The sequence below is a fragment of the Pseudoprimorskyibacter insulae genome (genome assembly GCF_900302505.1).
GTDB classification, from domain to species: Bacteria; Pseudomonadota; Alphaproteobacteria; order Rhodobacterales; family Rhodobacteraceae; genus Pseudoprimorskyibacter; species Pseudoprimorskyibacter insulae.
This window is the reverse complement of the sequence record NZ_OMOJ01000012.1, coordinates 39,584-53,834: the sequence shown is the minus strand read 5'-3', so window position 1 is coordinate 53,834 and position 14,251 is coordinate 39,584. Positions and strand designations below refer to the sequence as shown.

16 protein-coding genes are annotated in these 14,251 nt (G+C 61.0%); 5 read left to right on the top strand and 11 right to left on the bottom strand.

The window, feature by feature from the left end; translation table 11 throughout:
• Positions 1-3 precede the first annotated feature (3 nt).
• From PRI8871_RS20155 to PRI8871_RS17350, 8 genes are all read right to left on the bottom strand, one after another.
• Positions 4-129: a hypothetical protein gene (locus tag PRI8871_RS20155; protein WP_281258645.1), complete on the bottom strand. Its 126-nt coding sequence runs from the start codon at positions 127-129 to the stop codon at positions 4-6.
• Between the two features lie 57 nt (positions 130-186).
• A complete protein-coding gene (locus tag PRI8871_RS17380) occupies positions 187-1,377 on the bottom strand; it encodes a formate dehydrogenase subunit gamma (protein WP_108887463.1) in 1,191 nt (396 codons plus the stop codon).
• A 146-nt stretch (positions 1,378-1,523) separates the two neighbouring features.
• Complete coding sequence (gene fdh3B, locus PRI8871_RS17375) at positions 1,524-2,117, bottom strand: formate dehydrogenase FDH3 subunit beta (protein WP_108887462.1); 594 nt, start codon at positions 2,115-2,117, stop codon at positions 1,524-1,526.
• Positions 2,118-2,128: 11 nt separating this feature from the next.
• On the bottom strand, positions 2,129-5,134 hold the full coding sequence (locus PRI8871_RS17370; RefSeq protein ID WP_108887461.1) for a formate dehydrogenase subunit alpha: 3,006 nt from the start codon (positions 5,132-5,134) through the stop codon (positions 2,129-2,131).
• A gap of 116 nt (positions 5,135-5,250) precedes the next feature.
• Positions 5,251-5,442 carry a twin-arginine translocation signal domain-containing protein gene (locus PRI8871_RS17365; RefSeq protein WP_108887460.1) on the bottom strand — a complete coding sequence of 64 codons (192 nt, stop codon included), beginning with the start codon at positions 5,440-5,442 and terminating at the stop codon, positions 5,251-5,253.
• Between the two features lie 48 nt (positions 5,443-5,490).
• Positions 5,491-6,096, bottom strand: a complete 606-nt coding sequence (locus PRI8871_RS17360; RefSeq protein WP_108887459.1) for a TorD/DmsD family molecular chaperone — start codon at positions 6,094-6,096, stop codon at positions 5,491-5,493.
• A 13-nt stretch (positions 6,097-6,109) separates the two neighbouring features.
• Positions 6,110-6,700, bottom strand: a complete 591-nt coding sequence (locus tag PRI8871_RS17355; protein WP_108887458.1) for a DUF3306 domain-containing protein — start codon at positions 6,698-6,700, stop codon at positions 6,110-6,112.
• The gene (locus tag PRI8871_RS17350) at positions 6,697-7,233 is read right to left on the bottom strand and encodes a DUF3305 domain-containing protein (RefSeq protein WP_108887493.1); all 537 of its coding nucleotides are present in this window, start codon (positions 7,231-7,233) and stop codon (positions 6,697-6,699) included. The genes PRI8871_RS17355 and PRI8871_RS17350 overlap by 4 nt, the downstream gene beginning before the upstream one ends.
• Before the next feature lie 373 nt (positions 7,234-7,606).
• On the opposite strand from PRI8871_RS17350, the gene PRI8871_RS17345 reads away from it, so the two are divergent.
• On the top strand, positions 7,607-9,556 hold the full coding sequence (locus PRI8871_RS17345) for a 4Fe-4S binding protein (RefSeq protein ID WP_108887457.1): 1,950 nt from the start codon (positions 7,607-7,609) through the stop codon (positions 9,554-9,556).
• On the opposite strand, the gene PRI8871_RS17340 is transcribed toward PRI8871_RS17345, so the two are convergent.
• Positions 9,550-10,287 (bottom strand): hypothetical protein, encoded by a 738-nt coding sequence (locus tag PRI8871_RS17340; RefSeq protein WP_108887456.1) that lies wholly within the window; start codon positions 10,285-10,287, stop codon positions 9,550-9,552. The genes PRI8871_RS17345 and PRI8871_RS17340 overlap by 7 nt on opposite strands.
• A 58-nt stretch (positions 10,288-10,345) precedes the next feature.
• On the opposite strand from PRI8871_RS17340, the gene PRI8871_RS17335 reads away from it, so the two are divergent.
• Genes PRI8871_RS17335 through PRI8871_RS17320 form a run of 4 tightly spaced genes read left to right on the top strand, consistent with a single transcriptional unit; the run spans position 10,346 to position 12,788 of the window.
• Complete coding sequence (locus PRI8871_RS17335) at positions 10,346-10,537, top strand: DUF6494 family protein (protein ID WP_108887455.1); 192 nt, start codon at positions 10,346-10,348, stop codon at positions 10,535-10,537.
• Entirely contained in the window at positions 10,538-11,605 is a 1,068-nt protein-coding gene (locus PRI8871_RS17330; protein WP_108887454.1) for an Mrp/NBP35 family ATP-binding protein, read from the top strand.
• A 2-nt stretch (positions 11,606-11,607) separates the two neighbouring features.
• A complete protein-coding gene (locus PRI8871_RS17325) occupies positions 11,608-12,312 on the top strand; it encodes a biotin/lipoate--protein ligase family protein (RefSeq protein ID WP_108887453.1) in 705 nt (234 codons plus the stop codon).
• The gene (locus tag PRI8871_RS17320; RefSeq protein ID WP_108887452.1) at positions 12,309-12,788 is read left to right on the top strand and encodes a DUF6505 family protein; all 480 of its coding nucleotides are present in this window, start codon (positions 12,309-12,311) and stop codon (positions 12,786-12,788) included. Before PRI8871_RS17325 ends, PRI8871_RS17320 begins: the two co-directional genes overlap by 4 nt.
• A gap of 4 nt (positions 12,789-12,792) precedes the next feature.
• Here the strand turns inward: PRI8871_RS17320 and PRI8871_RS17315 are convergent, their stop codons facing one another.
• Together PRI8871_RS17315 and PRI8871_RS17310 are read right to left on the bottom strand one after the other, a co-directional pair.
• Positions 12,793-13,725 (bottom strand): LysR family transcriptional regulator, encoded by a 933-nt coding sequence (locus PRI8871_RS17315; protein WP_108887451.1) that lies wholly within the window; start codon positions 13,723-13,725, stop codon positions 12,793-12,795.
• 173 nt (positions 13,726-13,898) lie between these two features.
• Positions 13,899-14,174, bottom strand: a complete 276-nt coding sequence (locus PRI8871_RS17310) for a hypothetical protein (RefSeq protein ID WP_108887450.1) — start codon at positions 14,172-14,174, stop codon at positions 13,899-13,901.
• Positions 14,175-14,251 lie beyond the last annotated feature (77 nt).

Below are 14,251 nucleotides of genomic sequence, written 5' to 3'. Positions count from 1 at the left end.
GGATTAGTCCAACCGAACATTCGCGCCCGAGTAAACCTGCTGGGACGAAAACCCGGCTTGGCTCAGACCGTACCAAGCCCCGACGCCTATCACGATCAGCGCGGCAAAGCCTGTCAACATTGCTTTCATATCTCGATCACTCTCTTTCGCTGCAAAGTCGCGCCCGCACTGGGTCGCTGGCCCTGATTATTCCGCCGGGGGCGCACCCTTTTTGGCTTTGACTTCGTCCAGCCAGATCGAGTGGTGCTGATGGGCCCATGCCTCATCTACCTCGCCCGTGCCCATGGCATCAAACGCACCTTCCATCCCGACAGAGCCGATGTAGATATGCGCGATGATGATCGCCATCAGAACAAAGGCCACGATCGCGTGCCACAGCTGCGCCAGTTGCATTTCGTTCTGCGGCGTTAGTTCGGTGGGCAGCGGGGCCATGCCAAACCAGCCCGGCACGCCCAGATCGTTCAGGTGGTGGAATGATGCGGCGAACAGCGGCAGTTCGAACGGGAACAACAGCGACAGACCCGAGATCGAGATCGACCCACCCAGCAGGATGACCGACCAGAAGATGATCTTCTGGCCTGCGTTGAACTTTTTTGCGGGCGGGTGCTTTTTGCCGATGATGCCGCCCGCCTGCGAGAACCACACCAGATCAAGCCGGTTCGGGATATTGTGCCAGACCCACAGGAAGAACACGAGTATCAGCCCGAGCATGAAGGCCCAAGACACGTTGTTGTGGATGAACTTTGACGCGGTCAGCAGGGTGGCGTTCACGTCCTTGCCCAGGTAGGGCGCAATATAAAGCCGCCCCAGCAGGGTCAGCAGGCCCGTCACACCCAGCAAGATGAACGACCCGGCCAGCAGCCAATGGGAAAAGCGTTCGAAGAACTGGAAACGGGTGACGGTGCGGCCCGTCATGTCTTCGTCGATGCGGATACGGCCGCGCAGCAGGTAGAAGACGATCAGCGCGGCCATGGTGCCCAGCAACAGCCAGCTGCCGTAATGGGTCAACGGCCCTTCGCGGAATTCATACCATTTCATCCCGCCGTCTTGCATCAGCACGGTGCCGACGGGGTTTGCGGTACTAATCCGGACATCCGCCTTGTTGTATCGAAGCGCCCGCCAAACATCGGAATCGGATGACGTGCCAAGCGGCGCACCATTCGGCGGCGGCACCGAGGTTCCGCCGGTATTGTCCGACCGGAAACTGTCATCCATCTTGATCTGGGCCTGGCGGCGCAGAATATCGTCGAGGGTTTGCGCGCCGCCCGTGGCGGTGCGGTCAATCGCGGGGGCAGCCGTGTCAGTGCTCTGCGCCCCGGCATGCAGGGGAAGAAGCATCAACAGAACTGCAAAGAAGGCCGCAAAAAAGCGCAGCATGGTTTGTTCCTGTCTTGTCGCAAGGGGCGGTGGGTTACAAACCCGCCCTACCGGCCAGCCGTGCAGACGGGGTGGGGACACCCCCACCTCACCTTAGGCATGCGAAGGACAGGCCGAACACAGTCCGGCCTGTCAACGAAGGTGGATCAGTTGGCCTTCTGTTCGTAGGCCGTACCCCAACCCCAGGCACCGGAGCCGAAGCCACGCGATACCACACGCTCGCGGTAGATGGCCGACACGACGTCACCATCCCCCGCCAGCAGGGCCTTGGTCGAACACATTTCGGCGCAGATCGGCAGCTTGCCCTCGGCGATCCGGTTACGGCCATACTTGGAGAATTCCGCGTTGGAATTGTTCTCCTCAGGGCCACCGGCACAGAAGGTACACTTGTCCATCTTACCGCGCGATCCGAAGTTGCCAGCCTGCGGGTACTGCGGCGCGCCGAAGGGGCACGCGTAGAAGCAGTAACCACAGCCGATGCACAGATCCTTGGAGTGCAGCACCACACCGTCTTCGGTCTGGTAGAAACAGTCCACAGGGCAGACGGCCATACAAGGCGCATCCGAACAGTGCATACAAGCAACCGAGATCGAGCGTTCGCCCGGAAGGCCGTCTTGGATCGTTACCACACGGCGGCGGTTGATCCCCCACGGCACTTCGTGCTCGTTTTTACAGGCGGTGACGCAGGCATTGCATTCGATGCAGCGCTCGGCGTCACAGAGAAATTTTGCTCTAGCCATTCTCTATCTCCTTACGCTGGCATGATCTTGCAGAGAGTCGCTTTCGTCTCCTGCATCTGGGTCACGCTGTCATAGCCATAGGTCTGGGCGGTGTTGGTGGATTCACCAAGCACATACGGATCGGACCCATCGGGGTATTTGCTCCGTAGGTCTTCACCCTGGAAATGGCCGCCAAAGTGGAACGGCATGAAGGCAACGCCTTCGCCGACCCGATTGGTCACCATTGCCTTAACCTTGACCTTGCCGCCTTCAGGCCCTTCGACCCAGCACTGCGCGCCGTCCCGCACACCAAGATTGTTGGCGTCACGCGGGTTGATTTCGACGAACATGTCCTGCTGAAGTTCGGCCAGCCACGGGTTGGATCGGGTTTCATCCCCGCCGCCCTCGTATTCGACCAGTCGGCCCGAGGTGAGGATGATCGGATAATCCTTGCTGAAGTCGTTCTTCTGGATCGAAGCGTACATCGTCGGCAGACGATAGAACTTACGGTCTTCATAGGTCGGATAATCCGCCACCAGATCCCGGCGGTTCGTGTAGAGCGGTTCGCGGTGAACCGGAATGGGATCGGGGAAGGTCCAGACAACGGTCCGGGCTTTCGCGTTCCCATAAGGTGCACAGCCATGCAGGATCGCGACCCGCTGGATGCCGCCCGACAGGTCGGTTTTCCAGTTGATCTTACCGATTGCATCGCCCGATGTGGACCACTTCGCCTCAATGGCATCAGGGGTTTCACCGTCTTCATAGTCGGCGGCTGCAAGGTTCAGCTCTTCGACACCCGAGAAGCTGCCAGCGGCAATTGCCTCCATCACGGCCCATTCTGCTTTGGTCAGGTCTTTGTCCCAACCAAGATCATGCAGCATGGCCATGGTGAATTCGGGATAGCCGTCCTGAATTTCAGCACCGGGGTTCGAAACGCCTTCGGCCAGAAGGTTTTCGCCATTCCGCTCAACACCATAGCGGGCGCGGAACGGCAGACCGCCATCCTTTACCGGCAGGTTGATGTTGTAGAGGTTCGGCGAGCCGGGGTGCTTCATGTCGGCAGTGCCCCAGCATGGCCACGGCAGACCGTAGTAATCCCCATCGGCCGGGCCACCCACAGCGCGCAACGTCGTTTTGTCAAACGTATGCTGGTTTTCCATGTGCAGCTTGAGGCGCTCTGGCGATTGGCCGGTATAGCCAACGGTCCACATGCCCTTGTTGATCTCGCGCAGCGTGTCTTCGATGTTGGGGGTTACCCCGTCATCTTCGATCCCGATGTTGCGGAAGAACCGGTCATGCCAGCCGAATTTCTGGGCGAACAGGCCAATGATCTCATGGTCGGTCTTGGACTCGAACAGCGGATCAACAACCTTTTCGCGCCACTGGATCGAACGGTTCGACGCGGTGACCGAGCCGTAGGTTTCGAACTGCGTGGTTGCCGGAAGCAGGTAAACACCGTCGGTGCGGTCATGCAGAACCGCCGAAACCGTGGGATACGGGTCGATCACGACCAGCATGTCCAACAGTTCCATCGCCTTCTTCATTTCGACCATTCGGGTCTGCGAGTTGGGTGCGTGGCCCCAGAACACCATGGCCCGGACTTTGTCGGGGTTGTCCATGTTTTCCGGTTTTTCAAGAACACCGTCGATCCAACGCGATACCGGAATACCGGTTTCATACATCAGATCCTTGTCCTTGCCGTCGGCGCCTTTGTCCTTGGCGAACTGTGCGTTCAGCCAGTCAAAGTCTTCGCCCCAGACGCGTGCCCAGTGGCCCCACGACCCTTTGGCCAGACCGTAGTAGCCCGGAAGGGTGTGCGACAGAACACCAAGGTCGGTTGCGCCCTGCACGTTGTCGTGACCACGGAAGATGTTGGTGCCGCCGCCCGAAACACCCATGTTGCCAAGCGCAAGCTGAAGCACGCAATAGGCGCGGGTGTTGTTGTTGCCGTTGGTGTGCTGCGTGCCACCCATACACCAGATCACGGTGCCGGGGCGGTTGTTGACCATGGTCAGCGCCACGCGGCGCAGCTGTTCACCGGGAACGCCGGTAACGCGCTCACACTCTTCCGGAGTCCAGCGCTTCACCTCTTCGCGGATCTGGTCCATGCCCCAAACGCGGGTGCGGATGAACTCTTTGTCTTCCCAGCCGTTTTCAAAGATGTGCCACAGAATGCCCCAGATCAGGGCAACGTCCGTCCCCGGACGGAAGCGCACATATTCATCGGCATGGGCTGCGGTGCGGGTAAAGCGCGGGTCGCAGACGATCAGCGGGGCGTTGTTCTGTTCCTTGGCACGCAAGACGTGCAGCAGGGACACAGGGTGCGCCTCGGCCGGGTTGCCACCGATGATGAAGATGGCCTTGGAGTTGTGGATGTCATTGTACGAGTTGGTCATCGCACCATAGCCCCAGGTGTTCGCAACACCGGCAACCGTGGTCGAGTGACAAATCCGCGCCTGATGGTCCACGTTGTTCGTGCCCCAGTAGGCGGCGAACTTGCGGAACAGGTAGGCCTGTTCGTTGTTGTGCTTGGCCGAGCCGAGCCAGTAAACGCTGTCCGGTCCGCTTTCATCGCGGATCGTCATCATCTGGTCGCCGATCTCGTTGATCGCCTGTTCCCAGCTGATGCGCTTCCACTCACCGCCCTCTTTCTTCATCGGGTACTTGAGGCGGCGTTCGCCATGGGCGTGTTCACGCACGGCTGCGCCTTTGGCGCAATGGGCGCCCAGGTTGAACGGGCTGTCCCAGCCGGGCTCTTGCCCGATCCAGACGCCGTCTTGCACCTCGGCAACCACGGTACAGCCCACCGAACAGTGGGTGCACACAGATTTCTTTAGTTCAACAGTTCCTTTGGCCGCTGTTGCCGCGCTGGCCTGAGTGACGGTTCCTCCCGTGGCAGCAATCGCTGCCAGGCCGCCGATGGCCAGACCCGACCCGCGCAAAAAGGCGCGGCGGTCCACCGAAGCATTCGCAGCTTCGGAAAGGATACTTGTCCGCTGGGGGCGTCGCGCAACCCCGTTGGTCTTTTTCCTCAACATTTGTTCTCTCCCTTGCTTGCCCGGCCGTCCGGCCTTGCTCGCGTGGCACTCAGTTTGGCTTGGAACGGTCGGGCGTCACGCAACCAGTTGTTCCCTGCCGGTTTGGCATCGTCCGTTTAGAAACGGGCGCTGCTGTAGTAGGCGCGCGTATGCGCGGTATCCTGCATCTCATTCAGAGACAGGTCGGGTTCGGCGGCGGTCGCCTCCGTCCCGCTGGTCGCCACTGCCACCGCCGCAAGCGGCGCAGCAGTCCCGGCCAGTTTCAGAAAATCGCGGCGGCTTTTGCCGTCCTCGGTTTTCTTGGTCATGAGAGTCCTCCTCTCTGGTTAAGGCGGTTGCCCGCCGGTTTGCGGCCCTTAGGTCGCGCTCATCCGGAAGGCCTCGGCCTCGATCTCCATGAACAAGCGCCCGACAGTGCCGACGGGCGTGTAAAAGACCGAATTCTTGGCGGCTTCCAAATCTGCGAAAAAGTGACTGGCCCATGGGCCGATGTGCCGGTTGAAGAATTCCTTCTGAGACGCCAGATCCGCAGGCGCTCCAAAGCGGCCAACGATAATCGCGCCCATCATCTCCATCAGGCTGGCAATATTGTCTTCGGGTTCGAACACCGCTTCGGACCGTGCCAGGCCCTTGGCGGTCATGTCCTGGCGCAGCACCGCCAACGGCTTTTCGTTCAGAAAGCCGGTCAGGTAATAGCTGGCATAGGGCAGCAATTCGCCCCGGCCCAAACCGATGAACAGCTTGTTAAACTCGCTCTCGACCGTTTTGGGCTTGGACAGCTTGGCCACCTTGGCCAGCGTGGTGATCGCCTGACCCAGATCCGACGCATCGCCCGACAGACCTGCCGTTTGATCCAACAACATTTGGTCCGGCGGATTCGCCAGAATAACCCCTAGGAAATTATAAAGATCCGCGCGCAAGCGGTCTTCTTCGGCGATGGTGGCGGCAACGGCGGCTGTCATCTTGTCCTTTCCATCATGTGGCATGGTCAAAGCGGAACCGCATCCGGCGCGACGAAGCGGCCAGAACGGGTGCGTCTTCGGGTTCAGGTGTAAATTCGGGTGCCGGTGCCGGGGCGGGCGCAATTTGCGGCGCGGCCTCGGGTTCGGCGGCAACGGTTTGCGGCGCTTCCGGCTCGGCTTTGGCCTCTTTGTCTTCGGCCTCTTGCGCGGCGGCTTCGACCATTTCCTGAATGCGCGAGGCCATGCCCTTGCCGACCTGATAAGCGGTTTGCAGGTTCTCGATCACATTCGCGCTGTCGGTGAAATCGCCGCCGTAATCGACCAGCCCATCCAGATTGGCCAACGTCGGATTGAGCCGCCACAACCGGCGCAGGGCGCGGGTCTTCAGGCGTTGCGGCACGGTGGCGGCCAGCAGGCTGCGCACTTGGTCCGGCGTTTCCATCACATCAGGATCGGGTAGGCCCAGCTCTTCAAGGATGTCCTCGTCCGTCCGTTCCTCAAGCGCGGCCTGTTCGGCGGCAACAACGGCGGCGGCCTGCGCGTCTTCTTCGGCGCGGGCCTCTTGTTCGACGGCGGCTTTGCGGCGGGACCAAAAATCGCTCATTGCAGACGTCTCCGCTTCAGCGCGGGCGAAGCATAGATATCCCCGGCTTTGGCAACGCGGGCGTCGCCGATCCCGTCTTCCTGAAGATCGACCCGCTTCTTATCGCGGCGACGTTTGACGAAGACTTCTTCTTGGTGAAACTCTTCGACGAATTCCCGCACCCAAGCCACCAACCCATGCGGCATCGGAATCTTCTCGACGATCTCGTCGCCGCTGTCGGTGTAATCCTGCGCTTGGTAGGGCGATGCGGTGATCAGCAGCACCTCATAGGGCATCGGGCCTTCATCGGCTTCGCGCATCACCACATAGACCGAGGGCACCTCAGCGGTCAGTCCGGTCAGATAGGCCTCAGTCTCAGCGCCATGAAGCTCAAGCGGAACGGTGGCCGCGTGATATTCGACCACCTCACCTTCACGGCGCAACTCTCGCCAATCAGCGGGGCCAGCGCCCGGCAGAACGGCGGTTGCGGTCCAGTTCCAAGGCACCCAACGTGTCACGCCCGGCGCTTTGCGCAGGACGATGCCAACCGGCATCACGCGATACATTCTTGGATTATGATACACCGACCGGCGTCCTCCCTTTTGAAAATAAGAGCGAGCGACTGCCGTTCGGGCAACGAGAATTCGGGACTTTACCAAGGGAAGTTTCATTCTCGGACAAAATGGGCAGATGGCCCGACGCCGGGAAACCGCAAAGGACGAAATGTCTAATCCTAGTGATTTGCTTGGTTATCGCCCCGCCAAGTTTCGACCGAATCACCTAGCCCATTTCCGGGCTTTCAGGGTGGTCCTTGTCGCCCGAGCGAGACAGAAATCCGGTTGTGAGCGCAGTCGAATCATGCGTAGCATTTGGGCAAATGAGGGCAAAAAACAGTCAGTTACAGGCCCAAAACACAGGGAGGCACGCATGTCTAAGACTTTGATAACATGTGATTGTTTGGACAGTCAGACCATTGACGCCAAGGCACTCGCTGATGCGACCGGGCTTGACGTGCCGCCCACCTGTTCTGCGCTTTGCACCACGCAAATTGACCGCGCCGCTGCGGCGATCACGGCAGGCGAGTCAATTTTTTGCTGCACCCAAGAGGGACGCGTTTTTGAGGCTCTGGCCGAGGAACTAGGGGTCGAGGCCCCTGCCCTGCTGGACTTGCGTGATCGGGCCGGCTGGAGCGCGGATTCCGCCTCAAAGCTACCCAAAATGTCCGCCCTTGTGGCCGAAGCGATGCTGCCCGCGCCGCTGGAAAAATCGCTCGATGTGGTATCCGAAGGGCTTTGCCTGATCCTTGGCCCGGCGGCTGTGGCGCTTGCTGCGGCGGATCAGTTGAAGGATTTTCTTGGGGTCACGGTGCTTCTGGGTAGCGCGGGCGACATCCCAGACACCCGCGATTTTGACGTGGTCGTCGGCCAGTTGCGCCGCGCCAAAGGAGCGCTGGGGCAGTTCGAAGTGGTCATCGACCGGCTGCAACAGGTCGAACCGGGCGGGCGCGGCGGCTTGACGTTAACCGCGCCGCAAGACGGCGGGGTGTCTGACTGCGATATCCTGTTGGATCTGCGCGGCACCGATCCACTGTTCCCCGCCCATGAAAAGCGCGAAGGCTATCTGCGCGCCGACCCGCGCCATGCGCCGGGTGTGGCTGCGGCGGTGCTGGCTGCCTCGCATCTGGTTGGGGTGTTCGAAAAGCCGCTGTATGTGCGGACCGAGGCGCTGCTTTGCGCGCACTCCCGCGCCGGGCAAACCGGCTGCACCCGCTGTTTGGACCTGTGTCCGACCGGGGCGATCACACCTGACGGCGATCATGTGACCATTGATCCGATGATCTGCGCGGGCTGCGGGGCCTGTTCCTCGGCCTGCCCGTCGGGCGCGATTTCCTACGATGCGCCGCCCGTAGATCTGACCATGCGCCGAACGCAAACGCTGGCCAAAGCCTATCTGGACGCGGGCGGCTCCGCACCGCGCCTGCTGGTCCATGACGCCCACGGCGCCGAGATGATCCGCCTGTCCGCCCGCTATGGGCGCGGCTTGCCTGCCGACGTGATCCCGCTGGAGATGTCAGCCATCGGCGCCTTTGGCCATGCCGAGATCGTCGCCGCCCTAGCCGCTGGATTTGCCTCGGTTTCGCTTCTGCCGGGACCCAAGGCCGATGCCGAAGCGCTTGCCGCGCAAGTTGCCTTGGCCGGGGCTATTGGTGGTGAAACCCGCGTGATCCTGATCGACACGCCTGACCCCGATGCGCTGTCCGATCAACTGTATGCCGAAGCGGCCCCCGCGCCGGTGGCCAACCCTGTGCGCCCGATGGGCCAGCGCCGTCAGATCACCCGCCAAGCCGCCCGCGCCTTGCATCCCGAAGCCGAAACACTGGCCCTGCCCGCCGGTGCACCCTATGGCGCGGTGCTGGTGGATCAAGACGCCTGCACGCTGTGCCTGTCCTGCGTCTCGCTTTGCCCGTCGGGCGCGTTGGGCGACAACCCGGACCTGCCGCAGCTGCGTTTCCAAGAGGATGCCTGCCTGCAATGCGGATTGTGCGCCACCATCTGCCCGGAAAAGGCGATCACGCTAGAGCCGCGCCTGAACCTGACAGACAGCGCCCTGCGCCAAGAGGTCATCAACGAGGAAGAGCCATTCCCCTGTGTCGAATGCGGCACGCTGTTTGGCGTGAAATCGACCATCGACCGGATCACCGAAAAGCTATCGTCCCACGCGATGTTCGCCGATGGCGACCGCATCCGCATGATCCAGATGTGTGACGATTGCCGCGTCAATGCCCAGTATCACACCGACAACAATCCCTTTGCCGGGGGCGAGCGGCCCAAGCCGCGCACGACAGATGATTACTTCAGCAAGCGGCGCGATCACTGATGCGCAAGCGGTGCGCCCAGATCGGCCGGAGTCATCGCGGCCACATAGGCCAGCACGTTTTCCAGATCCTCAAGCGTCAGGGTCACGGGAACGATGGGTGGCGGGCGATCCTTGGCGAAGGGCAATGTCACGCCATCAATAGCCGTAAAGGACGGGTGCGGGTTGAGCACGTAGAAGGTGCTGAACCGATCGGCCCAATCGGGCAGGCTGCGCAGCACGGCGAAACTGGGGGTCGAGCCGATCCCGCGCCGCACGTCATCATCCACCACATGGCACCGGTTGCATTGCGCCCGCGCCATCACCAGCCCCTGATCCGGGTCGCCGTCAAAAGCAACCTCAACCACCTCGGGTTCGGGGGCGCTTGGCAAGGTAAACAGCGCCTCGCCTTCCGGGGCATAGGCCAAAATGGTGCGCATACCGATGTCCGACGTCAGCCATTCAACAAGCCGCGCAGTGCCGGGGTGATCGGGGCTCAGAATCTCCATCCGCCACAGCCTACCCGCGCCTTCGAACAGCGGCGCGCCGACATCGCCAAACACCATGTCCGCGTCGCCTTGGGTGATCTGAACCCGCACTTGGGTCTTCAGCGAAAACCGCGGCAGGATGTATTTCAGCGCCCCGGTTTCGACCAAAGCATCCGGCACACGCAGGCGCACCAACCGGTCGTCAGCCATTGCGCCAAGCGGCATCAAGGCCGCCACGAAGATCATCAGAAAACCACGAATCCACATGTGTTAGAGCCTAATCGGCCCATGATGGATGCGTCAATTCCCACGCAAGGAGCGTAAAATGCCAGACGAATTCAACATGTCGATGCGGAAATTCCTCAAGCAAGTTGGGGTCACTTCGCAGCAAGCCATCGAAGAGGCATTGCGCAATTCGGACGCGGCAGGCAAAACCTACTCCGTCAAAGCCGTTGTCACGATCGAAGAACTGGGCATGACCCATGAAGTGACCGGCGAGATCAAGGGAGACGCTTAAGTGCCAGCCAGCAGAGATGCCGTTCTTGCGGTTCTGAAAACCATCACCGACCCGGCCAGCGGAAGCGATCTGATGGCCAGCGGCATTGTCCGCGCCCTCAACGTCGATGAGGCGGGCGCAGTGCGTTTCGTGATGGAAATCCCGCCAAGCCTTGCAACGCAATACACCGCCATCAAGGAACAGGCCGAAGCCGCGCTGAACGCGCTGGACGGCGTCAGCAAGGTGATGATCGTGCTGACCGGCCATTCCGAAAAGGCACCGCCCGATCTGAAGCCCAGCAAACCAGCGGAACCCAAAGGACCGCAATCCATTCCCGGCGTGGCGCATATCATCGCGGTTGCCTCGGGCAAGGGCGGTGTGGGCAAATCCACCGTTTCGGCCAACCTCGCCTGTGCCTTGGCACAGCAGGGCCGCAAGGTTGGCCTACTGGATGCCGATGTCTATGGACCCAGCCAGCCGCGGATGCTTGGCGTGTCGGGCCGTCCGGCCAGCCCCGATGGCAAAACCATCCTGCCGATGCGCAACCATGGCGTGACGATGATGTCGATTGGCCTGATGACCAACGAAGATCAGGCCGTTGTGTGGCGCGGGCCGATGCTGATGGGCGCGCTTCAGCAGATGATGATGCAGGTGCAATGGGGCGCTTTGGATGTGCTGATCGTCGATCTGCCGCCGGGCACCGGTGACGTGCAGATGACCCTCAGCCAGAAGGCCAAGGTGGACGGCGCGATTGTCGTCTCAACCCCGCAGGACGTGGCCTTGCTGGATGCGCGGAAGGGGATTGATATGTTCAAGCAGTTGAACGTACCGATCCTTGGCATGATCGAGAACATGAGCACGCATATCTGCTCGAACTGCGGCCACGAAGAACATGTCTTCGGCCATGGCGGCGTGGCGGCCGAGGCGGCAAAGCTGGGCGTGCCCTTGCTGGCCGAGGTGCCCTTGGATCTGCAAATCCGGCTGGCCGCTGATGGTGGCGCACCAATCACCGTCAGCCAACCCGACGGCCCGCAGGCCCGCGCCTTCCGCGATGTGGCCAATGCGCTGGTGGCGATGGGGGTGGCCTGAGCATGACTGACGCGCTGACTTTCCCGCCTTTGCTATATGGCGAGCCGGCCACAGGCGGCGCGTTCGAACATGCTTGCCTGCGGGCAACCACGGGCTGCGATGCCGGGCTGGTTGCCTACGCCAAAGGCACCACCACGCTTGAGGCGGCCTTGGTCTTTGCGCCCGAGGTGCCTTTGGGCAAAGCCATGGCCATGCTGCCTGCCTGCGGGATCGGGTTTCAGAACGCGCTTGGCGTTCTGGCCCCGCCCGAAGTCGCCGTACATCTTGATTGGGAAGGCGGCATCCGGGTCAACGGGGCCTCGTGCGGGCAATTGCGGGTCTTGGCATCCTCCACCGACCCTGAAGCGGTCCCCGATTGGCTGGTCGTTGGGTTCCGCCTGCCCTTGCTGCCCGAAGATGACCGCCCCGGCGACCGGCCTGACCGGACATCGCTGTTTGCCGAAGGCTGCGCCGATGTGGACCCGACCGCCCTGCTAGAGGCCTGGGCGCGGCACACCCTGCATTGGATCACCCGATGGGACGCCGAAGGCACCCGCCCGCTGCATGGCGAATGGCGCGGGCTGGCCCATGGCATGGGCGAAGAAACAACCCGTAACGGACTGACCGGCACCTTCCTTGGCGTCGATGAAGACTTTGGCATGCTGCTGCGTGACAGCGAAACGACCCATCTTATCCCCCTGACCACCTTGTTGGAGGACACTCCATGAAACTCGCCCGAGCTATTCACTTTGACGAAAGCGACACGCATGTGTTTGCCACGCCTGCCCAAACCGGCGAATGGTGCATTCCCGGCGGGTTTGAGTTTTCCAACTGGACCGAGGCGGACCTGACCGGCAAAGCACGTCAGGCCTTTGCCAATGGTTGGTTCGGGTTGGAAACCGGGGGCCGTGTGACCTTTGTCGCCGTCACGCAGCTCGAAGCGGCAGAATTGTCCACGCTGGAAACGGCGCTGGCCCAGCACTTCGTCACCTATTATGGCGCCCCATCCATCGATGCCGCCCGCCCCGTTGCCCGCGAAGAGCTGTTTCAAATGGCTGACCTGTGCGAAGACCATGCGCCGAACACCCTGTTGACCGTCGCACGAGAATTGACCGAGGCCGGGGTGAACGAGGCGTACCGCATCATTGAGGCGCAAGACGCCGGGCTAGAGCAGTTCGCGATCCACGGATCGTTGGACGAATAAGGGCCTAGCCTTCGTCACCGTGACCGAGGATTTCCAAATCCTCTTCGCTGATTTCTTCCAGGGCGTGCATCACCTCATCCTGATCTGAGTTCAACTGCCGCGCCACGTTATGCAGCGTGTGCAAAGCTGCGGTCTTGATCTCGGGCGGCAGATCATCGCGCCAGACGGCCCAGACCGGATAGGGAAAGATCGGGGCATCCGGCACAAGGTGCAATTCCCCCCGCTCAAGATACCTGCCCACGTAGCGCGCGGGCAGATAGGCGGCTTTGCCCCGGCGATAGATGAAATCCGCCGCCATCGCCCCTAGCGCCATGGTCAGACCGGGATTGACCAGATCAGGCAGATGCAGCGCGTGGGCCTGCACAAATTCTGGCCCCCAATCGACAAAGACATAGCGGCCCGGAAGTTGGTCCAGCGTCGGATCAGGCCACCCGGCGACAAGGATCAGCTCTTCCTCCATCACCTGTTCGGTCGACAGGCCCGGCCTGAGCTGCGGCGTATACATCAGCGCCGCCTGCACCACGCCTTCGATCAGAAACCGCGTCAGACGGTCGGGCATGCCCAGTTCAGCCCGCAGGTTCAATTGTGGGCGATCCACTTGCAAGGCATCGATCCAGCGAAAGCCCAAACGCGGCCAAAGCGAATACTGCGCGCCAATGGTCAGGCTTTCGGTAAAGCCTTCGGGAATGGCGACCTGCTGGCGGGCTTCTTCCCAGATCTTGATCAGCGACAGGGCATAGCGCTCAAACTCGCGCCCCGCCGCCGTCAATTCGGCCCCGGCCTTGGACCGGGTGAACAAAGGACGGCCTAGCGAATCCTCAAGCCGCTGAATGCGAAGGCTGACCGCAGATTGCGTCACGAACAATCGTTCGGCGGAATTGACGAAACTGCCGGTTGCGGCAACTTCCAGAAAGGTGCGGATCAGAACAATGTCCATCGCGGCCCCTGCATCGGAAAATAACGGATTCTCGTTTCATCCATTATTATTTTGAATTTTGCTTTTGCAAGCAAAAGTCCCATTCTGATGACACAGGGAGGGGGTCAGAGGCGCGTCACCGGACACGCCGAACAGTTTCGGATCACGGCTCGGCCCCGGTAAGGGCGCGCAGGTTAGTCCAGCGCGTCCTTGCTGACCCGTCTGTAATTGACAAAGGAATTGGCGCTCATGACGACAAAGAAATTGTCCATATCGATCAGAACATAGCCCTCTTCGGACATCGCACGCTGCAATGCCAGAATGTCTGTTTCGTACAGACGCCGCCGCCCCATCATATCCCGAAGGATCTTTTCAGGGATGCGATACCGGCCTGACGCCTTCCCGCCAAAGTCTTCGGAATAGAGTTTGGCCAGACGCACGGCCACGCTAGCATAGTCAGTACAGATCATAGTAAATCCAAAATTGTCTATAGACAAAAATTTATCACGTACTTTATAGCCGATTCAACCCAGAAAACAGGAGGCGC